Genomic DNA, 26,432 nt, shown 5'->3' with positions numbered 1-26,432 from the left:
CGGGTCGCCCGCCCCCGTAGGCTGCGGTCCATGAGACGTGCCCGCGCGCCGCGCCGGCTGACGGTGGACGGCCGGGTCTGGCTGTGGAACGTCGGCCACACGCATCCCGGTTGCCGCACCTATGTCACGCTGCGCCCGGCCGGGGCCCGGAACGCCCTGACCCGGCTGGTCTTCGAGAGCGGCCCGGGCCGCGTCACGGCGGGTTTCCCGTACGGGGCGGGCGAGGTGGCCGCCGCCGGCGGGCACCTCAACCTGAACGAGCCGGGCGTGGTCCGCCGGCTCCTCGACCTGGCGGCGGCCCGGGGCCTCCTCCCGTACGGGAACGGCGTACGGGAGGTCGACGCCTGGCCGCTCTTCGACGAGCTGACGGGGGCCGGGGAGGACCGGGGCCCGTCCGACCCCGGTCCGCCGGGCGGGCCCTAGCTCCAGCGGCCGGTGCGCCCCAGGACCAGGGCGGTCGCCGCCGTACCGGCCGTGGAGGTGCGCAGGACGCTGCGGCCGAGGCGGTACGGCTTCGCGCCCGCGGCCTCGAAGGCGGCCAGCTCGTCCGGGGAGACCCCGCCCTCGGGGCCGACGACGAGCACGATCGAGCCCTTGGCGGGGAGTTCGGCGGTGGCGAGGGCGCCGCTGGGGTGGTCGCGGTCCTCGTGCAGGACGGCCGCGAAGTCGGCGCCCGCGAGGAGGGCGGCGACCTGCTTGGTCGTCATGAGCTCGGCGACCTCGGGGAAGCGGGTGCGGCGGGACTGCTTGCCGGCCTCGCGCGCGGTGGACCGCCACTTGCCGAGCGCCTTGAGGCCCCGGTCGCCCTTCCACTGGGTGATGCAGCGGGAGGCGGCCCAGGGCACGATCGCGTCCACGCCGGTCTCGGTCATGGTCTCGACGGCGAGTTCGCCCCGGTCGCCCTTGGGGAGCGCCTGGACGACGGTGATGCGGGGCTCCTCCTCGGGGTCCTCGTGGACCTCGTCGACCCGCACGGTCAGTTCGTCCCTGCCCTCGGCGGAGACCACCACGCACTCGGCCCAGCGGCCGTGCCCGTCCGCGAGCACGAGCTCCTCCCCGGCCCGCAGCCGCTTCACGGAGACGGCGTGCCGCCCCTCGGGCCCGTCCAGGAGGAAACTCCCGGCACCGGGGACGGTGTCGACGACGAAGACGGGTGCGGTCATGAAGCGCTCCTGTGGGCGAGCTCGGAGAGGGCGGTGTCCAGTTCGGCGGCCAGCACCTCGACCAGCTGCCCGGCGGGGAGCGCGCGGGCGAGGCGGTGGCCCTGGCCGGCCCACAGGGCCATGCCCTGGGCGTCTCCGGCGTCGGCGGCGGCCTTGCGGAGCGGGGCGGTGAGGTGGTGGATCTCGGGGTAGGCGGCGGGGGCGTACGGCCCGTGCTCGCGCATGAAGCGGTTGACGAGGCCGCGCGCCGGGCGCCCGGAGAAGGCCCGGGTGAGGGCGGTCCGGGTGAACAGCGGGTCCGTCAGGGCCTGCTTGTGCAGGGGGTGGGCGCCCGACTCGGGGCAGGGGAGGAAGGCGGTGCCGAGCTGGGCGGCGTCGGCGCCGGCGGCGAGGACGGCGGCGATCTGCGCGCCGCGCATGAGCCCTCCGGCGGCGACGATCGGCAGCGCGACGGCCTCGCGGACCTGGGTGACGAGGGTGAGGAGCCCGGTGCCGGGGGCGCCTTCGTCGGCCGGGTCGTCGCGGTACGTGCCCTGGTGCCCGCCGGCCTCGACGCCCTGGACGCAGACGGCGTCGGCGCCGGCCCGCTCCGCGGCGAGGGCCTCGTCGGCGGAGGTGACGGTGACGATCGTGTACGTACCGACGCGGTCGAAGGCGTGGAAGGTCTCGCGGGCGGGGCAGCCGAAGGTGAAGGAGACGACGGGGACCGGGTCCTCCAGGAGGATGGCCAGCTTGGCGTCGTACGCGTCGTCACGGCACTCGTCCGCCTCGCCGAGCGGGGTCTCGTACCAGGTGGCCTCGCCGGCGAGCTGGTGGCGGTAGACCTCGACGGCGGCGGGGTCGGCGGGCCGGCCGTCCTGCGGCAGGAAGAGGTTGACCCCGAAGGGTCGCGCGGTGAGCCCGCGCACCCGCTTGACCTCCTGGTACAGGCCTCCGGCCGTCTTGTACCCGCCCGCGAGGAAGCCGAGCGCCCCGGCCTCGCAGACGGCCCCGACGAGCTCGGGACAGGAGGCGCCACCGGCCATGGGGGCCTGCACGATCGGAAACCGAGAGAGATCGTTCAGTGCGGTGGGGGACATATGGGCATCGTGTCATGCCCGCGCACGGACAACGGAAAGGGGCGGCACACCGGGTGCCGCCCCTTCCTCACGTCCTACCGCCCGTTGAACGCGTCCTTCAGGCGTGAGAACAGCCCCTGCTGCCCCGGCTGGAACTGACCCGTGGGCCGCTCCTCGCCGCGCAGCTTGGCCAGTTCGCGCAGCAGGCGCTCCTGCTCGGCGTCGAGCTTGCTCGGGGTCGTCACCTCGACGTGGACGACCAGGTCGCCCCGGCCGTTGCCGCGCAGGTGCGTGACGCCGCGCCCGTGCAGCGGGATCGACTGGCCGGACTGCGTGCCCGGCCGGATGTCGATCTCCTCGACGCCGTCGAGGGTCTGCAGCGGCACCTTCGTGCCGAGCGCGCCCGCGGTCATCGGGATGGTGACCGTGCAGTGCAGGTCGTCGCCGCGCCGCTGGAAGACCTCGTGCGGGGTCTCGTGGATCTCGACGTACAGGTCGCCGGCGGGGCCGCCGCCGGGGCCGACCTCGCCCTCGCCCGCGAGCTGGATGCGGGTGCCGTTGTCGACACCGGCCGGGATCTTGACCGTGAGGGTGCGGCGGGACCGCACGCGGCCGTCGCCGGCGCACTCGGGGCACGGGGTCGGGACGACCGTGCCGAAGCCCTGGCACTGCGGGCAGGGGCGGGAGGTCATGACCTGGCCGAGGAAGGACCGGGTGACCTGGGAGACCTCGCCGCGGCCGCGGCACATGTCACAGGTCTGCGCGGAGGTTCCGGGCGCGGCGCCCTCACCCGAACAGGTGGTGCAGACGACCGCCGTGTCGACCTGGATGTCCTTGGTGGTGCCGAAGGCCGCCTCGTTGAGGTCGATCTCCAGGCGGATCATGGCGTCCTGGCCGCGGCGGGTCCGCGAGCGCGGGCCGCGCTGCGAAGCCGTACCGAAGAAGGCGTCCATGATGTCGGAGAAGTTGCCGAAGCCGCCCGCTCCGAAGCCGCCGCCCGCGCCACCGCCGCCGGAGGCCGAGAGCGGGTCGCCACCCAGGTCGTAGACCTGCTTCTTCTGCGGGTCCGAGAGGACCTCGTAGGCGGCGTTGATCTCCTTGAAGCGCTCCTGCGTCTTGGGATCGGGATTGACGTCCGGGTGCAGCTCGCGCGCGAGCCTCCGGAACGCCTTCTTGATCTCGTCCTGGGACGCGTCGCGGCGTACGCCGAGTACGGCGTAGTAGTCCGTGGCCACTTACGACTCCGCCAGGATCTGTCCGACGTAACGTGCCACTGCGCGTACCGCTCCCATCGTTCCGGGGTAGTCCATGCGGGTCGGTCCGACCACGCCGAGTTTGGCGACTGCCTCGCCGCCCGAACCGTAGCCGACCGAGACGACGGACGTGGAGCTCAGCCCCTCGTGGGCGTTCTCGTGCCCGATGCGTACGGTCATGCCCGATTCCTTGGCCTCGCCGAGCAGCTTGAGGAGCACGACCTGCTCCTCAAGGGCTTCGAGCACGGGCCTGATCATCAGGGGGAAGTCGTGTCCGAAGCGGGTGAGATTGGCGGTGCCGCCGATCATCAGCCGCTCCTCGTGCTCCTCGACGAGCGTTTCGAGGAGGGTCGCGAGCACGGTCGAGACCGTGGCGCGGTCCTCGATCTCCTCGAAGGACTCGGGGAGGTCCTGCACCAGCTGCGGCACGTCGGCGAACCGACGGCCGACCACCCGGCTGTTGAGCCGGGCCCTCAGGTCGGCGAGCGAGGTCTCGCCGAAGGGCGCGGGGCAGTCGACGACCCGCTGCTCGACCCGGCCGGTGTCCGTGATGAGGACGAGCATCAGGCGGGCGGGGGCCAGCGAGAGCAGCTCCACGTGCCGGACGGTCGAGCGGGTCAGCGAGGGGTACTGGACGACGGCGACCTGCCGGGTCAGCTGGGCGAGCAGCCGTACCGTGCGGCCGACGACGTCGTCGAGGTCGACGGCTCCGTCGAGGAAGTTGTGGATGGCCCGCCGCTCGGGCGTCGACAACGGCTTGACGCCGGCGAGCCGGTCGACGAAGAGCCGGTAGCCCTTGTCGGTGGGAATGCGTCCGGCACTGGTGTGAGGCTGGGCGATGTACCCCTCCTCCTCCAGGACGGCCATGTCGTTGCGCACGGTGGCGGGCGACACGCCGAGCTTGTGGCGCTCCGTGAGCGCCTTGGAGCCGACGGGCTCCTCCGTCCCGACGTAGTCCTGGACGATGGCGCGCAGGACCTCGAGCCTGCGTTCGCTGAGCATCGTGCGCACCTCCAGCTGTAGACGGTCGTTCCGGTTGCTCCGCTTTTGGCACTCGCCCTGTCCGAGTGCCAGCGATCCCCCGGCCAGTGTACGGCGGCGGGCATCGCTCCTGGCAAGGAGGCGGCGCCCGCACCCGTTAGCGTCGCCCCATGGACGTGGATTGGGAAGCGTGTGGATGGGAGCGGCTCGCGGACGGGGTGGGCCGGCGACGGCTGCCCGTCTGGGACGCCACGGTCGGGCTGGTCCTGGGTACGGAGGGGGTGCTGCTGTACGACACGGGGGCCTCGCTCGCGGAGGGCGCGGAGCTGCGGGCGCAGGTGGCGGAACTCACGGGCGGCCGGAAGGTGACGCACATCGCACTCAGCCACCCCCACTTCGACCACGTCCTCGGCACGGCGGCGTTCGCCGGGGCGGAGGTCTTCGGCGCGGTGGGCTCGGACGACCTCCTGAGCGGGGCGCGGGCCCGGGAGGAGCTGTACGGGGACGCGGTGGCGCAGGGCCTGGACCCGGCGGCCGCGGAGGCGGCGGCGGACGTCCTGGTGGCCCCGCGGCACGTGGTCTCCGGCGAGTGGACGCTCGACCTCGGCGACCGCCAGGTCCTCCTGGCGAACGTGGGCCCCGGCCACACGGGCCACGACCTGGCGCTCTGCGTCCCCGGCACCCGCGAGATCGTCTTCTGCGGCGACCTCGTCGAGGAGTCCGGCGAACCCCAGGCCGGCCCCGACGCCATCCCGTCCCGCTGGCCCGACGCCCTCGACCGCCTCCTCTCCCTCGGCGGCGAGGAGGCGGCGTACGTACCGGGGCACGGGGCGGTGGTGGACGCCACGTTCGTCCGGGCACAACGCGATGAACTGGCAAGGCGCTTCGAGGTGCCCTAACGTCACCCGAATGCGCAGCTACAACCCGGACTTGACGCCGCCCTGGCCGCATCCCCCGGGGGACGACCCCCGGACCCCCAGCAGATTCCCCGCCACCGCGTCCTGGACAGGATCGAGCCCATGCGCAGCTACAACCCCGATCTGACGCCGCCCTGGCCGCATCCCCCGGGGGACGACCCCCGGACCCCCAGCAGATTCCCCACCACCGCGTCCTGGACAGGATCGAGCCCATGCGCAGCTACAACCCCGATCTGACGCCGCCCTGGAAGAAGTCGGCGCCCGTGCCGGAGGTCCCGGCGGACCACGACCTGGTCGTGGAGGAGGTCACCACCGGCTTCTGCGGGGCGGTGATCCGCTGCGAGGCGGGCACGGTGACCCTGGAGGACCGCTTCGGCAAGCACCGGGTCTTCCCGCTGGAACCGCGCGGCTTCCTCCTGGAGGGCAAGGTCGTGACCCTGGTCCGTCCGGTGTCGGGCCCGTCGCGCCCCACCCGTACGGCCTCCGGCTCGGTCGCGGTCCCGGGCGCACGCGCGCGCGTGGCCCGAGCGGGCCGGATCTACGTCGAGGGCCGCCACGACGCGGAGCTCGTCGAACGGGTCTGGGGCGACGACCTGCGCATCGAGGGCGTCGTCGTGGAGTACCTCGACGGCGTCGACGACCTCCCCGCGATCGTCGCGGACTTCGCCCCCGGACCGGACGCCCGGCTCGGCGTCCTCGTGGACCACCTGGTCCCCGGCTCGAAGGAGTCCCGGATCGCCGCCCAGGTGACGGGCCCGGACGTCCTGGTCGTCGGCCACCCCTACATCGACGTCTGGGAGGCCGTGAAGCCCTCCTCCCTCGGCATCCCCGCCTGGCCCTCCGTCCCCCGCGGCCAGGACTGGAAGACCGGCGTCTGCCGCGCCCTCGGCTGGCCCTCGGACAACACCGGCGCGGTCTGGCAGGCCATCCTCAGGCGCGTCACCTCCTACAAGGACCTGGAGCCGGCGCTCCTGGGCCGCGTGGAGGAACTGATCGACTTCGTGACAGCCCCCTAGCCCCGCCCAACGCCCGCACCCGCACCCGCTGCCCGTGCGGGGCGCCCCCGCCTGGGGCTTCGCCCCCCGCCCCGTGTGGGGCCCGCACCCGCTGCCGTGTGGGCAATCGTCCCGCTGGGCGGGACGGGTGGGCACACGGGACGGCGCCTTCTAGCGGCGCCTCCGCGTTCCGAGCCTGAACCCGCACCCGTTGTGCGCTGTGCACCGGGTGCGGGTTCAGGCGCGTAAGCCTCTGGCGCCGGCAGGGCGCAGGCCCGTTGTGCCCACCCTCCCCCAAGCTCTCGGCTTCGCTCGAGCAGGGGGGACCCCCTCGCCCCAGCGGAACGATTGCCCACAACGGGGGCGGCGGCAGCGGGGCACCGCCCCGGCGGGCGCGCCCGCAACGGGGGCGGCTGGGGCGCGCCCCAGCAGGACCCGCGCCCGCAACGAGCGGCGGCGGCTCAGTCCACCAGGTCCCGGACCACCGCGTCCGCCAGCAACCGCCCCCGCAGCGTCAGCACCGCCCGCCCCGTCTCGTACGACGAGGGGTCGAGCAGCCCGTCCGCCAGCGCCTTGCGCGCCGCCGCGAGCCCCGCGGGCTTGAGGATCGACAGTTCGACGCCCTCCCGGAGCCGCAGCTCCAGCAGGATCCGCTCGACCCGCCGGTCCTCGTCCGCGAGGATCTCCCGCCCGGCGCCGGGCGACCGGCCACCGGCCAGGGCGGCGGCGTACGCGCCGGGGTGCTTCACGTTCCACCACCGGACGCCGCCCACGTGCGAGTGGGCGCCGGGCCCGGCGCCCCACCAGTCGGCGCCGCGCCAGTACAGCTCGTTGTGGAGGCAGCGCCCGGCCTCGGAGGTGGCCCAGTTGGAGACCTCGTACCAGTCGAATCCGGCCTCGGCGAGAACGGAGTCGGCGATCAGGTAGCGGTCGGCGTGCACGTCGTCATCGGTCATGGGCACTTCACCCCGCCGGATGCGCCGCGCCAGCTGCGTACCCTCCTCGACGATCAGCGCGTAGGCACTCACATGGTCCGGCCCGGCCCCGATCGCCGCCTCCAGCGAGGCCCGCCAGTCCTCGTCGGACTCCCCGGGCGTGCCGTAGATGAGGTCGAGGTTGACGTGCTCGAACCCGGCGGCCCGCGCCTCGCCGACACACGCCTCGGGCCGCCCGGGCGTATGGGTCCGGTCGAGGACCTTCAGCACGTGCTGCCGGGCGCTCTGCATCCCGAAGGAGATCCTGTTGAAGCCGCCTTCCCGCAGCTCGCTCAGGTAGGTCGGGTTCACGGACTCCGGATTGGCCTCCGTCGTCACCTCGGCGTCGTCCGCGAGCCCGAACTCGTCCCGGATCGCCCCCAGCATCCGCACGAGGTCGCCGGCGGCGAGCAGCGTCGGCGTGCCGCCGCCGACGAAGACGGTGCGCACGGGCCGCGGGTCGTCCCCGAGGACCTTCCGGGCGAGCCGGATCTCCTCGACGACCTGCTCGGCGTAGTTGTCGCGGGAGGCGAGCACGCCGCCCGTACCGCGCAGCTCGCTCGCGGTGTACGTGTTGAAGTCGCAGTAGCCGCAGCGCGTCGCGCAGTACGGCACGTGCAGGTAGAACCCGAGGGGCCGCTCCCCGGCCCCTTCGAGGGCACTCGGGGGCAGCGCCCCGTCGTCGGGTACGGGCTCACCATCGGGCAGTACGGAAGGCATGGGCCCCATTGTCCCGTACTGCCCGGGGTGACGGCCCCGACGGCGGACGTCAGCCCTCGCGCGAGCCCGCGTACATCTCCTCGATGAGGTCCTTGTACTCGCGCTCGACGACCGGCCGCTTCAGCTTCAGGGACGGGGTGAGCTCGCCGTGCTCGATGTCGAGGTCGCGGGGCAGCAGACGGAACTTCTTGATCGTCTGCCAGCGCTGGAGGCCCTCGTTGAGGCGGTCGACGTAGCCCTGGATGAGCTTGACGGTCTCGGGGGCGGCGACGACCTCGGCGTACGGCTTGCCGCCGAGGCCGTGCTCGGCGGCCCAGCCGAGGAGGGAGGGCTCGTCGAGGGCGATGAGGGCGGTGCAGAAGTTCCGGTCGGCGCCGTGGACGAGGATGTTCGAGACGAAGGGACAGACGGCCTTGAACTGGCCCTCGACCTCGGCGGGGGCGATGTACTTGCCGCCGGACGTCTTGATCAGGTCCTTCTTGCGGTCGGTGATCCGGAGGTAGCCGTCGGGGGACAGCTCGCCGATGTCGCCGGTGTGGAACCAGCCGTCGGACTCCAGGACCTCGGAGGTCTTCTCGGGCAGGCCGTGGTAGCCCTCCATGATGCCGGGGCCGCGCAGCAGGATCTCGCCGTCGTCGGCGATGCGGACCTCGGTGCCGGGGAGCGGCTTGCCGACGGTGCCGGTGCGGTAGGCCTCGCCCGGGTTGACGAAGGAGGCGGCGGAGGACTCCGTGAGGCCGTACCCCTCCAGGATGTGGATGCCCGCGCCGGCGAAGAAGTAGCCGATCTCGGGTGCGAGGGCGGCGGAGCCGGAGATGCAGGCGCGCAGGTTGCCGCCGAAGGCCTCGCGGATCTTGGCGTAGACGAGGGCGTCGGCGACCTTGTGCTTGGCGGCCAGGCCGAAGGGCGCGGAGGCGGTGCCGGTGCGGCGGAAGTTGTCCTGGGTGGCCTTGGCGTACTCGCGGGCGACGCCGGCCGCCCACTGGAAGATCTTGTACTTGGCTCCGCCGCCGGCGCGGGCCTTGGCGGCGACCCCGTTGTAGACCTTCTCGAAGATGCGGGGGACGGCCGCCATGTAGGTCGGCTGGACGACCGGCAGGTTCTCGATGATCTTGTCGACGCGGCCGTCGACGGCGGTGACGTGGCCGACCTCGATCTGGCCGGAGGTGAGGACCTTGCCGAAGACGTGGGCGAGCGGCAGCCAGAGGTACTGGACGTCGGCCTGGGTGACGAGGCCGGTGGCGGCGATGGCCTTGGCCATGTACGACCAGTTGTCGTGCGGGAGGCGGACGCCCTTGGGGCGGCCGGTGGTGCCGGAGGTGTAGATGAGGGTGGCGAGCTGCGTGGAGGTGATCGCGCCGACCCGCTCCTTGACGGCCTCGGGGTGCTTCTCCAGATAGGCCTTGCCGCGCGCCTCCAGGTCCGCGAGGGAGAGGACGAACTCGCCGTCGCCCTCCACGCCGTCGGTGTCGATGACGACCACGTGCCGGAGCCGGGGCAGCTCGGCGCGGCGCTCGACGGCCTTGGCCAGCTGGGCGGCGTTCTCGGCGATGAGGACCCCGGACTCGGAGTCGGAGAGGATGAACGCCGACTCCTCGGCGTTGGTCTGCGGGTAGACCGTGGTGGTCGCGGCGCCCGTGCACATCACGCCGAGGTCGGCGAGGATCCACTCGACCCGGGTGGAGGAGGCGAGGGCGACGCGCTCCTCGGGCTCGACGCCGAGGTCGACGAGGCCGGCGGCGATCGCGTAGACCCGCTCGGCGGCCTGTCCCCAGCTGAGCGACTTCCAGTCGTCCGGGCCGGCGCCGGAGGCGGCGGGCACCGGGTAGCGGTAGGCCTCCGCGTCCGGGGTCCGCTCGACGCGCTCAAGGAAGAGGGTCGCCACGGAGGGCGGCCGGTTCTCGATCTGGGTCTGTGTGTCGCTCACGACGTCCTCCGGGCGGCGGCGGTGCCTTCTGGTGGTTCGTAACTAACTGGCGAGTAACCTTCGAGCCGCGTTCAGACTAAAGGGCCGGGGACCGGCGCGTAAGGCCCTGCAGGGCGTCGCTTCACGTCTCTTCCATAACGAACGGGCCCACGCGCGCATGGCGCGTGGACCCGTTCGTTGCACAGGACAGCTACTTCTCGCCGTCCGGGCTACTTCTTCTTGCCGGAGGACTCGTCGCTCGACAGGACGGCGATGAAGGCCTCCTGGGGCACCTCCACCGAGCCGACCATCTTCATGCGCTTCTTGCCTTCCTTCTGCTTCTCCAGCAGCTTCCGCTTACGGGAGATGTCACCGCCGTAGCACTTGGCGAGGACGTCCTTCCGGATGGCGCGGATGGTCTCGCGGGCGATGACCCGGGAGCCGATGGCGGCCTGGATGGGCACCTCGAAGGCCTGCCGCGGGATGAGCTCGCGGAGCTTGGCGACGAGCCGGACACCGTAGGCGTACGCGGCGTCCTTGTGGGTGACGGCCGAGAAGGCGTCGACCTTGTCGCCGTGCAGCAGGATGTCGACCTTGACCAGGCTGGAGGCCTGCTCGCCGGTGGGCTCGTAGTCGAGGGAGGCGTAACCGCGGGTCTTGGACTTCAGCTGGTCGAAGAAGTCGAAGACGATCTCCGCGAGGGGCAGGGTGTAGCGGATCTCGACCCGGTCCTCGGAGAGGTAGTCCATGCCGATCAGCGTGCCGCGACGGGTCTGGCAGAGCTCCATGATCGCGCCGATGAACTCGCTCGGGGCGAGGATCGTGGCGCGCACGACGGGCTCGAACACGTCGCTGATCTTGCCCTCGGGGAACTCGCTCGGGTTCGTGACCGTGTGCTCGCTGCCGTCCTCCATCACGACGCGGTAGACCACGTTCGGCGCGGTGGCGATCAGGTCGAGCCCGAACTCGCGCTCCAGACGCTCACGGATCACGTCGAGGTGGAGCAGACCGAGGAAGCCGACGCGGAAGCCGAAGCCGAGCGCGGCGGAGGTCTCCGGCTCGTAGACCAGCGCGGCGTCGTTGAGCTGGAGCTTGTCGAGGGCCTCGCGGAGGTCCGGGTACTCGGAGCCGTCGAGCGGGTAGAGGCCCGAGAAGACCATCGGCTTCGGGTCCTTGTAGCCGCCGAGCGGCTCGGTGGCGCCCTGGTTCTGGGAGGTGATCGTGTCACCGACCTTGGACTGACGGACGTCCTTCACACCGGTGATGATGTAGCCGACCTCGCCGACGCCGAGGCCGTCGGACGACGTCATCTCGGGCGAGGAGACACCGATCTCCAGGAGCTCGTGCGTGGCTCCGGTCGACATCATCCGGATGCGCTCGCGCTTGTTGAGCTGCCCGTCGACGACACGGACGTACGTCACGACACCGCGGTACGAGTCGTACACGGAGTCGAAGATCATCGCGCGGGCGGGGGCGTCGGCGACGCCGACCGGGGCCGGGATGTCCTGGACGACGCGGTCGAGCAGCGCCTCGACGCCCATGCCGGTCTTGGCGGAGACCTTGAGGACGTCCTCCGGCTGGCAGCCGATGAGGTTCGCGAGCTCGTCGGCGAACTTCTCGGGCTGGGCGGCCGGCAGGTCGATCTTGTTCAGGACGGGAACGATCGTGAGGTCGTTCTCCATCGCGAGGTACAGGTTCGCGAGGGTCTGCGCCTCGATGCCCTGCGCGGCGTCGACGAGCAGGATCGTGCCCTCGCAGGCGGCCAGCGAGCGCGAGACCTCATACGTGAAGTCGACGTGCCCGGGGGTGTCGATCATGTTCAGGATGTGCGTGTTGCCCTGAGCCGGCCCCTCGGTCGGCGCCCACGGCAGCCGGACCGCCTGGGACTTGATCGTGATGCCGCGCTCCCGCTCGATGTCCATCCGGTCGAGGTACTGGGCACGCATCTGCCGCTGGTCGACCACACCGGTCAGCTGGAGCATCCGGTCGGCAAGCGTGGACTTGCCGTGGTCGATGTGCGCGATGATGCAGAAGTTGCGGATCAGAGCCGGGTCGGTACGGCTCGGCTCGGGCACGTTGGTAGGAGTCGCGGGCACGCAGGGATCTCGTCTCGGGCGATGTTCAGAACGGATACGTAGACACCATGGTCCCATGCCCGCCGCCCGGCGCCCGGTTTGGGCGGCCCTGAGAGCGGCTGATAGTGTGGACAGCTGTGTCTCGCATGCCCTCTCAGCTGCGGGGCGCATCCAGAAGGAACATCGAACCTGTAAAGGCTCTTTTCGTGGCGAACATCAAGTCCCAGATCAAGCGGAACAAGACGAACGAGAAGGCGCGCCTGCGCAACAAGGCCGTCAAGTCCTCGCTCAAGACCGCGATCCGCAAGGCCCGTGAGGCTGTCGCCGCCGGCGACCTCGAGACGGCCACCGTTGCCGCTCGCGCCGCCTCGCGTCAGCTCGACAAGGCTGTCTCGAAGGGTGTCATCCACAAGAACGCCGCCGCCAACAAGAAGTCGGCGCTGGCTGTCAAGGTTGCCTCCCTCCAGGGCTGAGCTCTGATGTGACCGGCCGCACGGGACTCAGCGGGCCCTCTACCCCGCTCCCGCCCGGCCACCCGGACTCGCGCGCGGACGCGTTCGCCACGCGGGCGCGAGCCCACCAGCTGTAACGCCGAAGGCCCCGCCGCCTCCTTCCCCAGGAGGTGGCGGGGCCTTCGTCGTACGCGGTTCGCTACGGGGGCGGGAGCGGGGCGGGCGGCGCGAAGCTGCCGCCCGGCCGCGGACGGGGCCTACGAACGGGGCCCGGGGGGCGGAGCCCCCGGAAGAAACCGGCCTCAACCCCCACCGGCCCCCGGCAGGGTTTCGGGAAGGGGCGGGGTGGGGGATCCGCTCGAACACCCACCACGAACCGCCCGCACGACACGCGCCCCCGCGCCGCACGGCAACCCGCACGGCGACCCTCACACCCCCGAACGGCCGGCTAGGCCCGCCGCAGCCGCGCCGCCCGCGCCACCGCGACCACCGCCTTCTCCAGGGCGTACTCCGGGTCGTCGCCCCCGCCCTTCACCCCCGCGTCCGCCTCCGCGATCGCCCGCAGGGCGAGCGACACCCCGTCGGGAGTCCAGCCCCGCATCTGCTGGCGTACGCGGTCGATCTTCCAGGGCGGCATCCCCAGCTCCCGGGCCAGGTCGGCGGGCCGGCCGCCCCGCGCCGAGGAGAGCTTGCCGATCGCCCGTACGCCCTGGGCCAGCGCGCTGGTGATGAGCACGGGCGCGACCCCGGTCGAGAGCGACCAGCGCAGCGCCTCCAGGGCCTCGGCGGCGCGCCCCTCGACGGCGCGGTCCGCGACGTTGAAGGAGGAGGCTTCGGCGCGGCCCGTGTAGTACCGCCCGACGACCGCCTCGTCGATCGTCCCGTCCACATCGGACGTGAGCTGCGAGACCGCGGACGCGAGCTCCCGCAGATCGCTGCCGATCGAGTCCACGAGCGCCTGGCAGGCCTCGGGCGTGGCCGACCGTCCGAGCGCCCGGAACTCCTGCCGTACGAACGTCAGCCGCTCCGCCGGCTTCGTCGTCTTCGGGCAGGCGACCTCCCGGGCCCCCGCCTTGCGTGCCGCGTCGAGCAGCCCCTTGCCCTTGGCGCCGCCCGCGTGGAGGAGGACGAGCGAGATGTCCTCGACCGGGTCGTCCAGGTACGCCTTGACGTCCTTGATCGTGTCGGCGGAGAGGTCCTGCGCGTTCCGCACGACCAGCACCTTGCGCTCGGCGAAGAGCGAGGGGCTGGTGAGCTCCGCGAGGGCTCCGGGCTGGAGCTGCTCGGGGGCGAGGTCGCGCACGTCCGTGTCGGCGTCGGCGGCCCGGGCGGCCGCCACCACCTCCTGGACGGCGCGGTCGAGGAGCAGGTCCTCCTGCCCCACGGCGAGCGTCACGGGGCCGAGGAGGTCGTCGAGGGAAGTCTTTCTGGTGGCCATCGCGATCCAGCATCCCACGGGCCACTGACACCGGTGCCCGGGACGGGGACGACAATGGCGGGGTGAGTGAACGACACGTACTGGTGCTCCCCGACCGCGACGCCGCCGAGGAGGTCGCCGAGGAGCTCCCCGACCGCTTCGGCCTGTCCGAGGAACCGCAGCTCGTGCGGGACGCCCTGGCCGGGGAGGACGACGCCGAGGACGCGCAGTGGCTGGTGGTCGTCGAGGACCCGGACGCCCGTCTCGACCCGGCGGCGCTGGACGCGCTGGCCGCCGAGTACGAGGGCTGGCTGGAGGCCCCTTAGGAGCGCCTCCTAGGGGCGCCCCTCAGGAACGCCCCGTCTTCGGGACGATCTGGACGTCGAGGTCGATGCTGATGCTGGACCCGACGGCCGCGATGCCCCGCGCGAGCAGCGTCTGCCAGGTGAGGGTGAAGTCCTCGCGGTGCAGCTCGGTGGTGGCCCGGCAGGCGCCCCGGGTCTCGCCCTCCAGGCCGTTGCCGAGGCCCAGGTACTGGGTGTCGAGGGTCACCGTGCGGCTCACCCCGTGCAGGGTGAGCGCTCCGGTGACGCCCCAGCGGCTGCCGCCCCGGTGGACGAAGCGCTCGCTGTAGAACTCCAGCGTCGGGTAGACGGCGACGTCGAGGAAGTCGGCGGAGCGCAGGTGGTCGTCGCGCATCTGCACCCCGGTGTCGATGGAGGCCGCGTCGATGACGACGTGCATCGCGGACTGCTCCATGCGCTCGGCGATCCGCACCGCTCCCGCGAAGCTGTTGAACCGGCCGTGGATCCGGGCGAGGCCGATGTGGCGCGCGGTGAAGCCGATCTGCGAGTGCGCGGGGTCGATCTCCCAGTCGCCCGGCTCCGGCAGCTGCGGCTGGGGCGCGACCTGGAGGAGGACGTCGCCGATGCCGTGGTGTTCGCCCTCGGTGACGACGGCGCTGCCGTGGTAGGGGGTGTAGCCCTCGGACGTGACGGCGACCCGGTACTCCCCCGCCGGCACGGTCGCGAGGACCGTGCCGTACGGGTCGGTCTCGCCTCCCAGGACCTTGCGGCCGACCGTGTCGCTGACGACGAACTCGGCCTGCCGGACCGGTTCGTGCACGGGGTCGAGCACCCGGCAGCTGAGCACGCCGGCCGAGGAGGGGACGGTGAGACCGGCGAGCGGACCACCACCGCGAGCGGCTCCCGTCGCGCGCTTCCCGAAGAGACGATCGAACATTCTTCACACACCCCCGTGCGAATCATTCAACATGCAACGAAGTTGCATTCGATCACTGTTGCGGCGTTCGAGGCAAACGGGGTGAGTGGAGGGAAGTGTTACCGGGAGTCCGAATTAAAGATTCCGCTTTTCACGGCCGGCAGGACGTCGAACTCGATGCCGAACAGCTCCCGGTACGCGCTCCTCACTTCCTCCTCGCCGTCGAGGATCCGCTCCTCGCGCTCGCCGCCCGCCCGGGTGATCAGCTTCGGCGCGCTGAGCGTGATCCGGCCGTCCTCGGTGAGCAGGGAGCAGATGAGCGCCCGGGGGAAGTGCGAGTCCGGCGAGGTCTGGTGGTACCAGGCGCCGGCCGTGAAGTCGGCGAGCTCCCGCGGCCGCCGCTCCAGCCGGTACTTGGGCACCCCGTCCCGCAGCACGTCCAGGTCGCCGTCCGCGGTCTCCACGATCCGGAAGGTCCCGCCCGGGTCCTCCTGGTCGTCGCGCGCGTCGAAGGCCAGCGGGTGGTGGCTGTGGTCACCGAACCCGACGTCGGCCAGCCACCGCTCCCCCTCCGCCGTCTCCACGAGCAGCGCCATGTGGTCGTACGGGATGCCCGGCTTCCCGTCCGGCCCGATCACCCGCGCCTGGAGCAGCGCGACCTCGTACCCGAGCCCCCGCAGCAGGACGGCGAACGCCGTGTTGACCTCGTAGCAGAACCCGCCCCTGCGGGCGCCCACCACCTTGTCGAGGAGCGCCTTCTCGTCCAGGACGACGGGCTCGCCGAGATGGAGCGAGAGGTTCTCGAAGGGCACGGTCCGCAGGTGGCGGAGGTGCAGCTCGCGCAGCGCGGCGGCGTCCGCGCGCTCCGGCCGCTCCGCGCCGATGCGGCGCAGATAGGCGTCGATGGCGGCGGGTTCGACGGGTTCGACAGGTTCGTCTGTGGTCATACCGGCAGTCTGCCCGCTCGATGATCCACTCCTCAATCGTTCCTTCACCCGACGGGCACCGATTCCCCTTCCTTCGCGGGCAGTTCCCGCATCTTCGGCAGCGGCGAGGGCAGTAGCCAGAGCACGGCGAGGACGGCCCCGGCGGTGGCGATCCACAGCGTGGGGCGCAGCCCGATCGCGGTGCCGAGCAGGCCTCCGGCGAGTGCGCCGAGCGGGCGGAAGCCGTGGTTGAGGGTCCGGTAGGCGCCCATGACCCTGGCCCGCACGGCGTCGGGTATCAGCGCCATCTGGAACGAGCCGGCGGCGATGTCGGCGAGCATCACGCCGACGCAGGAGAGGAATTCCGCGACGAACAGCACGCCCGCCACCAGCGGGAGCGGCCCGCCTGACAGGGGGACCAGGAGCAGGGGGAGGGTGAAGCCGAGGAAGCCCGCGACGAGCGCGGGGCCGAGACCGATCCGGCGGACGACCGTTCCGGCCCACACCGCCCCGAGGAGGCCGCCCACGGCTCCGGCCGCGAGCACGAGGCCGAGCAGCCCCGCGCCGATGCCGAGTTCGGTGGTCGCGTAGAGCACGAAGAGGGTGGAGAACATGAAGTTGAAGAACTGGATCGTGCCGGAGGCCGCGAAGAGCGCGCGCATCGAGCGTTCCCGCAGCACCCAGCGCAGCCCTTCGGTGAAGTGCCCCTTGGCCACGGGCGCCGGCGCGGGTTCGACCGGCTTGATCCGGGCCAGGTACCCGGCCGACGCCAGATAGGTGAGGGCGTCCGCGACCAGCGCGAAGGGCGCGGTGAAGACCTGCACGAGCAGGCCTCCGACGCCGGGTCCCGCCAGCCAGGCCATCGAACGGCTGCCGTTGACCAGCGCGTTCGCCTGGACGTAGCGCTCGGTGGGGACGAGCGCGACGAACAGCGTGACGTTGCAGACCTCGAAGAGCACGGTGAGCGCGCCGATCCCGAAGGCCACCGCGTACAGCTGGCCGAGCGTCAGCGCGTCCAGCGCGTAGGCGACGGGGAGGGTCAGCACCAGCGCCGCCCGCCCGAGGTCGGCCGCGATCATGGCGCGTCTGCGACTGGCCCGCCGGTCGGCCCAGGCGCCGAGCGGCAGGTTGAGCAGGAGGGCGGGCAGGAGCTCGGCGGTCTTGAGCAGGCCCATCGCCGTGGCGTCGGCACCGAGGATCAGGACGGCCGCGAGCGGGATCGCGATGAGCGAGATCTGGTCCCCGACGAGGGAGACGGTCTGCCCGGTCCAGTAGCGGCGGAAGGTCCGCTCGCGCAAGAGGGCCGGTACGCGTTCCACGAGGGCCATCTCGGTCACTCCTCTTCGTGGTCGGGGATGTCCTGGTCCAGGTAGGCGATCCGCAGGATGCTGACGGGCCGCGCGCCCTCGGGCCTGAGCGACGGGTCGGACGAGCGCGCCTCGTAGGGCCGGAGCAGTGCGTCGATCCGCTCTCCGAGACCGGCCAGCTCCCCGGGGGTGAGGTGGAGCAGGGAGTCGCCGAACTCCTCGGCCTCCCGCCACTCCCTCGGCAGCCGGTGCCGGTTCTCGATGGCCCGGGTGACCCGCTCGAAGTAGCGCTCGGCGACGGCGACGTTCAGCGCGTCGGCCGCCTCGGCGACCGAGGCGTCCTCGCTGTACTCCGGCCACTCCGTGTACCGGGCCGTGGCCCGCCAGGGCTTCTCCCGCCCCCGCCCGCCGGGCGCCTCCTCCACCAGCCCGTACTTGGCGAGTATCCGCAGGTGGTAGGAGCAGCTGGCCACGGATTCCCCGGTCAGCTCGGCGGCCCGGGTGGCGGTGAAGGGCCCACTGCTCCGCAGCAGCCCCACCAGCGACATCCGCAGCGGATGGGCGTAGGCCCGCAGGGCACGCGGGTCGGTGAGTCGGATGCTGCGGGGCTGCTCGCCCCCGGACTGCGGTTCGCTGTTCTCCGGCATGATGAAAAGATATCTTTAGAAAGACTCCTTTACAAGGATCTCTTTACAAGCCCGCCCGTCGGTCTCGCCCTCCCGGCGCCTCACCCTCCTCCCGGTACGGCCATGAGCCCGCGCCCCGCCCCTACCACCGCGACGGCCCCGTCCCGGTCGGTCCGCAGCACCCGCGCGCCACCCGCCCGCAGCGCCTCCAGCGTCCGGGCCGAGGGATGCCCGTACGGGTTGTCCCGCCCCGTCGACACCAGCGCGAGCCTCGGCCGCACCGTCCTCATCAGCCCCGCGTCCTGGTACGCGGAACCGTGATGGGCGACCTTGAGCACGTCCACCGGCCCGAGCTCCGGATGGATCCGCGCCAACGCCCGCTGGGCCGGCGGTTCGAGATCCCCGAGAAGCAGCAGGCTCATCCCTCCGGCGGTACGGACGAGCAACGTGACACTGGCGTCATTGGCCCCACCACCGGAGGCCACGCCCGCTCCCCACGGCCAGAGCACCCGCCACTCCAGCGCCCCGACCCTCCGCCGCTCCCCCGGCACCGCGCGGATCAGCGGCACCCCGGCGGCGGCCGCCGTCCGCCGCACGAACGCCGCCTGGCCGGGCGGCTCTTCGAGCCCCGTGGTCTGGATCGCCCCCACCGACCTCCCCCGCAACACCCCCGGAAGCCCGGCCACATGGTCCGCGTGGAAGTGGGTGAGCACCAGCAACGGCACCCGCCGCACCCCGAGTTCACGCAGACAGCGGTCCACCGGCACGGGATCCGGGCCCGCGTCCACCACGACGGCGGAGTCCCCGCCCGCCGCGAGCACCGTCGCGTCCCCCTGCCCCACCTGGCACATCGCGAACGCCCAGCCCGGCGGCGGCCACCCCGTGACCCACCGGTCCAGCGACACCGGCCGCACCACCACGAGCAGGAGCAGCGCGGCGACGACCGCGCCGACCACCCCCCGGTACGGCAACCTGCGCGCCCCGAGGACCACCAGCGCCGTGAGCAGCGCCAACGCGAGGCCGCCCCACCACCCGCCGGGCCAGCCCAGCTCGGCCCCCGGCAGCGCCGCGCCCGTACGGGCCACCCACGCGATCCATCCGGCCGGCCACCCCGCCAGCCACGCCACCCCCTCCGCGGCCGGCATCCAGACCGCCGCCAGGGCGAGCGCGGCGAACCCGCACACCGTCGCCGGCGCCACCGCGAGTTCGGCGACGAGGTTCGCCGGGACGGCGACCAGACTCACCCGGGCGGCGAACACCACCACGACCGGCGCGCACACCGCCTGCGCCGCCAGGGCCACCCCCAGCGCCTCCGCCAACCGGCCGGGCACCCGGCGCCGCCGCAGCGCCTCGCTCCAACGCGGGGCGATCGTCAGCAGCGCCCCCGTCGCCAGGACCGACAGCAGGAAGCCGTAACTCCGCGCGAGCCAGGGGTCGTGGAGGACCAGGAGGAGGACGGCCGCGGCCAGCGCGGGGACGAGCGATCTCCGGCGTCCGGTCCCGATCGCGAGCAGTGCGACGAGCCCGCAGGCCGCGGCGCGCAGCACGCTCGGATCGGGCCGGCAGACGATCACGAACGCGAGCGTCAGACCTCCCCCGGCCAGCGCCGTGACCCGCAGCGACAGTCCGATCCGGGGCGCGAGCCCGCCCCGCTCCACCTGGTGCGCCCGCCCGGGCCGCCCGATCAGCAGGAGCAGCACGATCGTGAGGTTGCTGCCGGAAACCGCCAGGAGATGGGTGAGATCGGTCGCCTCGAACACGTCCCGCAGCTCGGGGGCGATCCTGGAGGTGTCCCCGACGACCAGTCCGGGCAGCAGGGCCCGCGCGTCCGGATCGAGCTTCTCCGTCGCCCTCCGCAGCCCGGCCCGCAGATCCCCCGCCGTGCGCTGCAGGCCGCTCGGCGGGCCGACGATCCGCGGCGGTCCCGCCCCGTCGACCTTGAGCACCGCAGCGAAGGGCTCGCCGGGGAGCAGCGGCGGCGCGAGCCGGGCGCCGACCCGCAGCCGGGTGCTGGGGAGGAGCCGCAGCCATTCCTCCCGCCCCTCCCCCGAGGGCACGATCAGCAGGACCGGCGCCCGGGTCCGGTGGACCGAGCCGTCGGACCGCTCGACCCGGGTCACCTCGCCGTCCAGGACGACCGAGACCGGCACCATCGCGTTGCCCCGGACCTTGGGCCGGGTGAGCCGTGGATCCGAGGTCACCACCACGTCCAGCCGCGCCCGCGCGTACTCCCGCGCCAGCTCCGGCACGGGCCCCCGCCGGAGGTCCGCCGCATGCAGCCCCGCCGAGGTGGCCCCGGCCGCCGCGCAGAGCAGGACCCCGGCCCACGCGGTCGCCCGTAACCGCCACCCCGGCGTGGTCATCGGTGAAGGAGACCCACGACCGGCACCCGTGCCACCGCGCCACCGCGCCGGACCCCGCACCAGCAGGACCAGGGCCCCCACCAGGCAGACCGTGACACCGGCCACCGTCCACCACCCGGTGATCCCCACGGCAAGGGCCGCCGCCGCCCAGGCCGCCCCCGCGAGGGGGACGAGCCGGAGATCGCTCGGCCCCTCCCGCCACACCGGCTCCCGCGCACCGGGCTCCCCGTCGCGCTTCACGGCCGGACCAGCGGTTCGAGGTCGGCGAACCGACGCTCACCGATGCCGTCGACCTCCCGCAGCTCCCCGACCGACCGGAAGCCTCCGTGCTCCGTCCGGTGGTCGACGATGTGCTGGGCGAGTACGGGTCCCACTCCCGGGAGGCCGTCGAGCTGTTCCGCCGTGGCCGTGTTGAGGCTCAACGGCACCCCCGGTGCGCCTCCGCCGCCGCCCGGGCCGGGGCCGCCCGCCGGCGGCCCCGGCAGACCGACCAGGACCTGCTCCCCGTCGAGCAGGACGCGGGCCCGGTTCACCCCGGTGAGATCCGCGCCGGGCTCCGCCCCGCCCGCCGCCCGCAGTGCGTCCGCCACCCGCGAGCCGGCCGGCAGGGTCAGCACCCCGGGCCTGCGCACCTTGCCACCGATGTCGACGACGACCCTCGCCCCGGAAGCCCCGGAAGCCCCGAAGACTCCGGCAGCCCCGGCCCCCGGTGCCGCCCCCGCTCCTGCTCCCGGCCCGGGGGAGACCGGCCCCTGTCCCGCCTCCCCCGGGCCGGCTTTCGGCGCGGGCGCGGCCGCCATGGGGGCGGCGGCGCGGACGAGTTCGGGAGCGCGCACCTCCTCCGGCCGCCCGGTCCAGAAGTACGCGCCGGCGAGGCCCGCGGCCACGAGCAGGACCACCGCCAGCGCGGCGAGCGCCCTCGGCTCCAGCCCGCACCTGGTCTGCACCCACACCGGGGTCCGGTCGCGGAGCGCGGCGGCCAGCCGCTCCCGCGCCCCTGGCGGGGAACCACGCTCCGGTGCCTCCGGCGCCTCCCGGGCCTCCGGTGCGAGCGCCGGGAGCGGTGCCCTCACCGGCACCGGAGGCACCGCTGTCGGAAACAGGGCCTCGGTCCTGGCGATGGTCGATGCGAGAGGTGTACGAAAAGTCATGTCCGTGACGGTAGAGATCACGGAAGGCCCGTGCGGAGCTCAGCCGACTTCCGTGGACAGACGCTCCGCTGTGGAAAACTCACTCACCCTTGCGAGGGACGGCGAGGGACGGCGGGGGACGGAAGGGCTCAACGCGGCGAGACGACGACCGCCAGGAGACCGGGGCCCGTGTGGGCGCCGATGACCGCGCCCACCTCGCTGACCTGGAGATCCTCGATTCCCGGCACGCGTTCCCTGAGCCGCTCCGCGAGCGCGGCGGCCCGCTCCGGCGCGGAGAGGTGGTGGACGGCGATGTCGACGGGGCCGGAACCGGCCCGCTCCACGGCGATCTCCTCCAGGCGCGCGATGGCCTTCGAGGCGGTGCGCACCTTCTCCCGCAGCTCGATCCGCCCGCCGTCGAGTTCGAGGAGCGGTTTCACGGCGAGCGCGGAACCGAGGAGCGCCTGCGCGGCACCGATGCGTCCGCCCCTGCGCAGATAGTCCAGGGTGTCGACGTAGAAGTAGGCGGAGGTGCCGGCGGCGCGCTTCTCGGCCGCCGCGACCGCCTCGTCGAGGGAACCGCCGGCCTCCACGACCTCCGCCGCCGCGAGGGCGCAGAAGCCCAGCGCCATACCCATCATGCGGGTGTCCACCACCCGTACGGGCAGGGGGGCGTCCTTCGCCGCGAGCACGGCGGCGTCGTAGGTCCCGGAGACCTCGGCGGACAGATGGAGCGAGACGACGCCCTGGGCACCCGCCGCGGCGGCCGCGCGGTAGGCCTCGGCGAAGACCTCGGGGCTCGGCCGCGAGGTGGTGACGGGCCGGCGCTTCTGCAGGGCCTCGGCCAGGGCCTTCGCCGAGATCTCCGTGCCCTCCTCAAGGGCGTGGTCGCCGATGACGACGGTCAGCGGGACCGTGGTGATCGCGTGCCGCTCCCTCGTCTGGCGTGGCAGGTAGGCCGTGGAATCGGTGAGGATCGCGACATGCCGGGACATGAGCGGGAGGTTACCCGCCGAGGCTGCCGCGCGGCAGCCCGGCCCCCCACCGGACACCTGTCCGTGCCCCGGCACGGTCGCGCGCGGGACCGTGCCGTCAGGTGGTGGTCTCCGGCCGGGCCGACTTCTCCCAGGGGTGGGCGGTCCGCCGGGGGTCGGGTGCCGTGATCGCGGAGGGCTCTCCGCCGGTCCTCGGACCGGCCTGCCCTGCGGGCCCGGCGGGCTGCCCCCGTCCGTCGGCCGTCGCCGCATCCGGCACCCCGGCCCCCGCCCCCGCCCCGCGGGCCGTCCTCGGCGTGGCCTCCGGGCCCGCCCAGTGGCGCAGGGCGCCCGCCTCGACGTCGATCTGCGCGCTGAGCGCCGACAGGTCGTCCTCCGCGAACTTCAGCGCCCGGTCCCGGGCGGCGTGCCGCAGCGCGTCGGCCGAGCCCGTGATCCGCTCGGTCCGGGCGACGAGTTCGGGCAGCTGGCCGGCCACCCACGCCCGGTCGGGCTCCCGCTCCAGGCGCTTGAGGTCCGCGTCCAGTTCGAGCCCGTGGGCGCTGAGCCGGTGGAACAGGTCGAGCGACTCCTTCAGCGAGGCGTCCTCGCCGACGCCCGCCTGGAGCGCCTCCTGTGTGGCGCGCATCGAGGTGCGCAGCGAGAGCCGAAGCCGGGCGATCTCGCCGGCGGCTCCGACCTGGCCGAGGCTCTTGGCCCGCAGCGTGGTGTCCTCGACCGTGCGCCGGGCCTGGTCGAGGGTGCGGTCCACGCCTCGCTTGGCGGCCTTCGCGACCTTCACGGTGACGAACACCCCGAGCGCGACGAAGGACAAGAAGAGCAGCGCCATGATCGTGATAATCGTGGCTTCCATGGGCGCCCCTCCGGCCTCGGTTGTGGTTCTTCCACGGTAAACGGAAGGGGCAGGTCGACGGTTCCCTTCGAACCCTCAACCTGCCCCCACGCTCCCCCTAGGGGAAGGCCGGTGTCAGCCGGCGACGATGTTGACCAGCTTCGGCGCGCGCACGATGACCTTGCGGATCTGCGCGTCACCCAGCGCCGCGACCACGTGCGGGTCGGCCAGCGCCAGCGTCTCCAGCTCCGCGTCGGTGATCGACGGCGGGACCTCCAGGCGGGCCTTGACCTTGCCCTTGATCTGCACGACGCAGGTCACGGTCTCGTCGACGACGTACGCCGGGTCGGCGACCGGGAAGTCCTGGTGGACGACCGAGTCGGTGTGGCCCAGCCTGCGCCACAGTTCCTCGGCGATGTGCGGGGCCAGCGGGGCGACCAGCAGAACCAGCTGCTCGGCGACCGGGCGGGAGATCGCGCCACCGGACTTGGTCAGGTGGTTGTTCAGCTCGGTGATCTTGGCGATGGCGGTGTTGAAGCGCATCGCGGTCATGTCCTGCGAGACGCCGTCGATCGCCTTGTGCAGGGCGCGCAGCGTGTTCTCGTCGGGCGCGGTGTCGACGACCGTGACCTCGCCGGTCGCCTCGTCGACGATGTTGCGCCACAGTCGCTGCAGCAGCCGGTACTGGCCGACCACCGCGCGTGTGTCCCAGGGGCGGGACACGTCCAGCGGGCCCATCGCCATCTCGTACAGGCGCAGGGTGTCGGCGCCGTACTCGGAGCAGATCTCGTCCGGCGTGACCGCGTTCTTCAGGGACTTGCCCATCTTGCCCAGGACGCGGCTGACCTTCTCGCCCTGGTAGTAGAACGCGCCGTCGCGCTCCTCGACCTCGGCGGCCGGCACGGCGATCCCGCGCGCGTCCCGGTAGACGAAGGCCTGGATCATGCCCTGGTTGTACAGCTTGTGGAACGGCTCGGCCGAGGAGATGTGGCCCAGGTCGAACAGCATCTTGGACCAGAAGCGCGCGTACAGCAGGTGCAGCACGGCGTGCTCGGCGCCGCCGACGTACAGGTCGACGCCACCGGTCGGCATGCCCTCGCGGGGGCCCATCCAGTACTGCTCGACGGCGGGGTCGACCAGCTTCTCGGAGTTGTGCGGGTCCAGGTAGCGCAGCTCGTACCAGCAGGAGCCGGCCCAGTTGGGCATGGTGTTGGTCTCGCGCCGGTAGCGGCGCGGGCCGCGGCCGTCGCCCAGGTCCAGGGTGACGTTGACCCATTCCTCGTTGCGGGACAGCGGGGTCTCCGGCTGGGTGTCCGCGTCGTCGGGGTCGAAGGTGCGCGGCGAGTAGTCCTCGACCTCCGGCAGCTCCAGGGGCAGCATCGACTCGGGCAGCGAGTGGGCGACGCCGTCCTCGTCGTAGACGATCGGGAAGGGCTCGCCCCAGTACCGCTGGCGGCTGAACAGCCAGTCGCGCAGCCGGAAGTTGACGGTGCCCTCGCCGATGCCGCGGTCGGACAGCCAGGCGGTGATCTTCGCCTTGGCGTCGACGACGCCCAGGCCGTCCAGGGAGATCTCGTCGTTGGTGGAGTTGACCAGCTTCGCCTCGTACGAGGCGAAGGCGTCGTCCCAGGTCGACGGGTCGGTGCCGCGGTCGTCGTTGGGCTCCACGACGCAGCGCATCGGCAGCTCGAAGGCGCGCGCGAAGGCGAAGTCGCGGCTGTCGTGCGCCGGGACGGCCATGATCGCGCCGGTGCCGTAGCCCATCAGGACGTAGTCGGCGATGAAGACGGGGACCTGGGCGCCGCTGACCGGGTTGGTCGCGTAGGCGCCGGTGAAGACGCCGGTCTTGTCCTTGGCCTCGGCCTGTCGCTCGACGTCGGACTTGGAGGCGGCCTGCTTGCGGTAGGCGTCGACGGCCTCGGAGGGGGTGGCGTGACCGCCGGTCCACACCTCGTGGGTGCCCTCGGGCCAGGCGGCCGGGACGATCTTCTCGACCAGGTCGTGCTCGGGCGCCAGGACCATGTAGGTGGCGCCGAACAGGGTGTCCTGGCGGGTGGTGAAGACGGTGATGGCGTCGGTGTCGCCGACCTGGAAGTCGACGCGGGCGCCCTCGGAGCGGCCGATCCAGTTCCGCTGCTGCAGCTTGATGGCCTCGGGCCAGTCCAGCGCGTCCAGGTCGTCCAGCAGGCGGTCCGCGTAGGCGGTGATCCGCATGTTCCACTGGCGCAGCTTGGCCTTGAAGACGGGGAAGTTGCCGCGCTCGGAGCGGCCGTCGGCGGTGACCTCCTCGTTGGCCAGGACGGTGCCCAGGCCGGGGCACCAGTTGACGGGGGCGTCGGAGGCGTACGCCAGGCGGTACTCGCCCAGGACGTCGGAGCGCTCGGCGGCGCTCAGCTCGCTCCACGCGCGCGTGCCGGGGACCTCACGGGTGCCGTTCTCGAACTGCTCGATCAGCTCGGCGATCGGCCGGGCCTTCTTGGCCTCGTCGTCGTACCAGGAGTTGAAGATCTGCAGGAAGATCCACTGGGTCCACTTGTAGTACTCCGGGTCGATCGTGGCGAACGACCGGCGCTTGTCGTGGCCCAGGCCCAGCCGGCGCAGCTGGACCTTCATGTTCTCCATGTTGGCCTCGGTGGACACGCGCGGGTGCGTGCCCGTCTGCACGGCGTACTGCTCGGCCGGCAGGCCGAAGGCGTCGAAGCCCAGGGTGTGCAGCACGTTGTGGCCGGTCATGCGCGCGTGGCGGGCGAAGACGTCCGTGGCGATGTAGCCCAGCGGGTGGCCGACGTGCAGGCCCGCACCCGAGGGGTACGGGAACATGTCCATGATGAACTTCTTGGGCAGGGCGGCGACCGCGGGGTCGCCCGCCAGGTCACCGGTGGGGTTCGGCGCCTCGTAGGTTCCCTCGGCGTCCCAGAAGTCCTGCCAGCGTGCCTCGATGTCGGCGGCCATGGCCGCCGTGTAGCGATGAGGGGCCGCCGTCTCGGCGGCCGTCGTGATCTCGGTCATGGTCCTTGATGCTCCATCGATCGTCTCTGCCCACTGCCACGAACTGCCCGAAATGAAAAATCCCCTCGCACAGGAGGGGATGCCGCGCCGACTCCGACGGGATGTCTGTCGC

The 26,432-nt window shown here is 72.7% G+C and carries 22 protein-coding genes; 5 read left to right on the top strand and 17 right to left on the bottom strand.

Going from position 1 to position 26,432, the window contains the following annotated elements; translation table 11 throughout:
- The first annotated feature begins 30 nt into the window (after nt 1-30).
- Nucleotides 31-423 (top strand): hypothetical protein, encoded by a 393-nt coding sequence (locus ACH4TP_RS15275; RefSeq protein WP_398438077.1) that lies wholly within the window; start codon nt 31-33, stop codon nt 421-423.
- Here the strand turns inward: ACH4TP_RS15275 and ACH4TP_RS15270 are convergent.
- The 4 genes from ACH4TP_RS15270 to hrcA all read right to left on the bottom strand — a co-directional run bounded on the left by ACH4TP_RS15270 (nt 420) and on the right by hrcA (nt 4,476).
- Entirely contained in the window at nt 420-1,163 is a 744-nt protein-coding gene (locus tag ACH4TP_RS15270) for a 16S rRNA (uracil(1498)-N(3))-methyltransferase (RefSeq protein ID WP_389221811.1), read from the bottom strand. The genes ACH4TP_RS15275 and ACH4TP_RS15270 overlap by 4 nt on opposite strands.
- Nucleotides 1,160-2,242, bottom strand: a complete 1,083-nt coding sequence (locus ACH4TP_RS15265) for a nitronate monooxygenase (RefSeq protein WP_398178541.1) — start codon at nt 2,240-2,242, stop codon at nt 1,160-1,162. Before ACH4TP_RS15265 ends, ACH4TP_RS15270 begins: the two co-directional genes overlap by 4 nt.
- Nucleotides 2,243-2,316: 74 nt before the next feature.
- Nucleotides 2,317-3,456 carry a molecular chaperone DnaJ gene (dnaJ, locus tag ACH4TP_RS15260; protein ID WP_389221815.1) on the bottom strand — a complete coding sequence of 380 codons (1,140 nt, stop codon included), beginning with the start codon at nt 3,454-3,456 and terminating at the stop codon, nt 2,317-2,319.
- Nucleotides 3,457-4,476, bottom strand: a complete 1,020-nt coding sequence (hrcA, locus tag ACH4TP_RS15255; RefSeq protein ID WP_376438464.1) for a heat-inducible transcriptional repressor HrcA — start codon at nt 4,474-4,476, stop codon at nt 3,457-3,459. It abuts the gene before it with no gap.
- Between the two features lie 149 nt (nt 4,477-4,625).
- Between hrcA and ACH4TP_RS15250 the strand changes: the two genes are divergently transcribed.
- Together ACH4TP_RS15250 and ACH4TP_RS15245 are read left to right on the top strand one after the other, a co-directional pair.
- Nucleotides 4,626-5,354 carry an MBL fold metallo-hydrolase gene (locus ACH4TP_RS15250; protein WP_398438074.1) on the top strand — a complete coding sequence of 243 codons (729 nt, stop codon included), beginning with the start codon at nt 4,626-4,628 and terminating at the stop codon, nt 5,352-5,354.
- Between the two features lie 230 nt (nt 5,355-5,584).
- A complete protein-coding gene (locus ACH4TP_RS15245; protein ID WP_398178548.1) occupies nt 5,585-6,388 on the top strand; it encodes a DUF3097 domain-containing protein in 804 nt (267 codons plus the stop codon).
- A gap of 440 nt (nt 6,389-6,828) precedes the next feature.
- On the opposite strand, the gene hemW is transcribed toward ACH4TP_RS15245, so the two are convergent.
- The 3 genes from hemW to lepA all read right to left on the bottom strand — a co-directional run bounded on the left by hemW (nt 6,829) and on the right by lepA (nt 12,063).
- On the bottom strand, nt 6,829-8,070 hold the full coding sequence (gene hemW, locus ACH4TP_RS15240) for a radical SAM family heme chaperone HemW (protein WP_398438072.1): 1,242 nt from the start codon (nt 8,068-8,070) through the stop codon (nt 6,829-6,831).
- A 40-nt stretch (nt 8,071-8,110) separates the two neighbouring features.
- Nucleotides 8,111-9,988 carry an AMP-dependent synthetase/ligase gene (locus ACH4TP_RS15235; RefSeq protein WP_398438070.1) on the bottom strand — a complete coding sequence of 626 codons (1,878 nt, stop codon included), beginning with the start codon at nt 9,986-9,988 and terminating at the stop codon, nt 8,111-8,113.
- Between the two features lie 209 nt (nt 9,989-10,197).
- Nucleotides 10,198-12,063 carry a translation elongation factor 4 gene (gene lepA, locus ACH4TP_RS15230; RefSeq protein WP_389221825.1) on the bottom strand — a complete coding sequence of 622 codons (1,866 nt, stop codon included), beginning with the start codon at nt 12,061-12,063 and terminating at the stop codon, nt 10,198-10,200.
- Between the two features lie 185 nt (nt 12,064-12,248).
- Here lepA and rpsT point away from each other — a divergent pair, with 185 nt between their 5' ends.
- Nucleotides 12,249-12,515, top strand: a complete 267-nt coding sequence (gene rpsT, locus ACH4TP_RS15225) for a 30S ribosomal protein S20 (protein ID WP_389221827.1) — start codon at nt 12,249-12,251, stop codon at nt 12,513-12,515.
- 427 nt (nt 12,516-12,942) lie between these two features.
- Here the strand turns inward: rpsT and holA are convergent, their stop codons facing one another.
- Nucleotides 12,943-13,932 carry a DNA polymerase III subunit delta gene (gene holA / locus ACH4TP_RS15220; RefSeq protein WP_398438067.1) on the bottom strand — a complete coding sequence of 330 codons (990 nt, stop codon included), beginning with the start codon at nt 13,930-13,932 and terminating at the stop codon, nt 12,943-12,945.
- 62 nt (nt 13,933-13,994) lie between these two features.
- Here holA and ACH4TP_RS15215 point away from each other — a divergent pair, with 62 nt between their 5' ends.
- Nucleotides 13,995-14,237, top strand: coding sequence for a hypothetical protein (locus tag ACH4TP_RS15215; RefSeq protein ID WP_389221831.1), 243 nt, complete (start codon nt 13,995-13,997; stop codon nt 14,235-14,237).
- A 22-nt stretch (nt 14,238-14,259) separates the two neighbouring features.
- Here ACH4TP_RS15215 and ACH4TP_RS15210 read toward each other — a convergent pair whose 3' ends face one another.
- The 9 genes from ACH4TP_RS15210 to leuS all read right to left on the bottom strand — a co-directional run bounded on the left by ACH4TP_RS15210 (nt 14,260) and on the right by leuS (nt 26,320).
- Nucleotides 14,260-15,153: a YceI family protein gene (locus tag ACH4TP_RS15210; protein ID WP_398438065.1), complete on the bottom strand. Its 894-nt coding sequence runs from the start codon at nt 15,151-15,153 to the stop codon at nt 14,260-14,262.
- A gap of 98 nt (nt 15,154-15,251) precedes the next feature.
- Entirely contained in the window at nt 15,252-16,079 is an 828-nt protein-coding gene (locus ACH4TP_RS15205) for an arylamine N-acetyltransferase (protein ID WP_398178561.1), read from the bottom strand.
- Nucleotides 16,080-16,123: 44 nt separating this feature from the next.
- Entirely contained in the window at nt 16,124-17,386 is a 1,263-nt protein-coding gene (locus ACH4TP_RS15200; protein WP_398438063.1) for an MFS transporter, read from the bottom strand.
- Nucleotides 17,387-17,391: 5 nt separating this feature from the next.
- Nucleotides 17,392-18,012, bottom strand: a complete 621-nt coding sequence (locus ACH4TP_RS15195; protein WP_389221839.1) for a winged helix-turn-helix domain-containing protein — start codon at nt 18,010-18,012, stop codon at nt 17,392-17,394.
- A gap of 80 nt (nt 18,013-18,092) precedes the next feature.
- A complete protein-coding gene (locus ACH4TP_RS15190; RefSeq protein ID WP_398438061.1) occupies nt 18,093-20,354 on the bottom strand; it encodes a ComEC/Rec2 family competence protein in 2,262 nt (753 codons plus the stop codon).
- Between the two features lie 236 nt (nt 20,355-20,590).
- Nucleotides 20,591-21,505 (bottom strand): helix-hairpin-helix domain-containing protein, encoded by a 915-nt coding sequence (locus ACH4TP_RS15185; RefSeq protein ID WP_398438059.1) that lies wholly within the window; start codon nt 21,503-21,505, stop codon nt 20,591-20,593.
- Nucleotides 21,506-21,633: 128 nt separating this feature from the next.
- Nucleotides 21,634-22,479, bottom strand: a complete 846-nt coding sequence (locus tag ACH4TP_RS15180) for a DegV family protein (protein ID WP_398178570.1) — start codon at nt 22,477-22,479, stop codon at nt 21,634-21,636.
- A gap of 97 nt (nt 22,480-22,576) precedes the next feature.
- On the bottom strand, nt 22,577-23,332 hold the full coding sequence (locus tag ACH4TP_RS15175) for a hypothetical protein (RefSeq protein WP_398438058.1): 756 nt from the start codon (nt 23,330-23,332) through the stop codon (nt 22,577-22,579).
- A 114-nt stretch (nt 23,333-23,446) separates the two neighbouring features.
- Nucleotides 23,447-26,320 (bottom strand): leucine--tRNA ligase, encoded by a 2,874-nt coding sequence (leuS, locus tag ACH4TP_RS15170; RefSeq protein ID WP_398438056.1) that lies wholly within the window; start codon nt 26,318-26,320, stop codon nt 23,447-23,449.
- Between the last annotated feature and the right edge of the window lie 112 nt (nt 26,321-26,432).

This window comes from Streptomyces sp. NPDC021012 (assembly GCF_044333355.1).
GTDB lineage: Bacteria > Actinomycetota > Actinomycetes > Streptomycetales > Streptomycetaceae > Streptomyces.
Note: the sequence above shows the minus strand (reverse complement) of the source record. Positions and strands in the feature narration are given on the sequence as shown.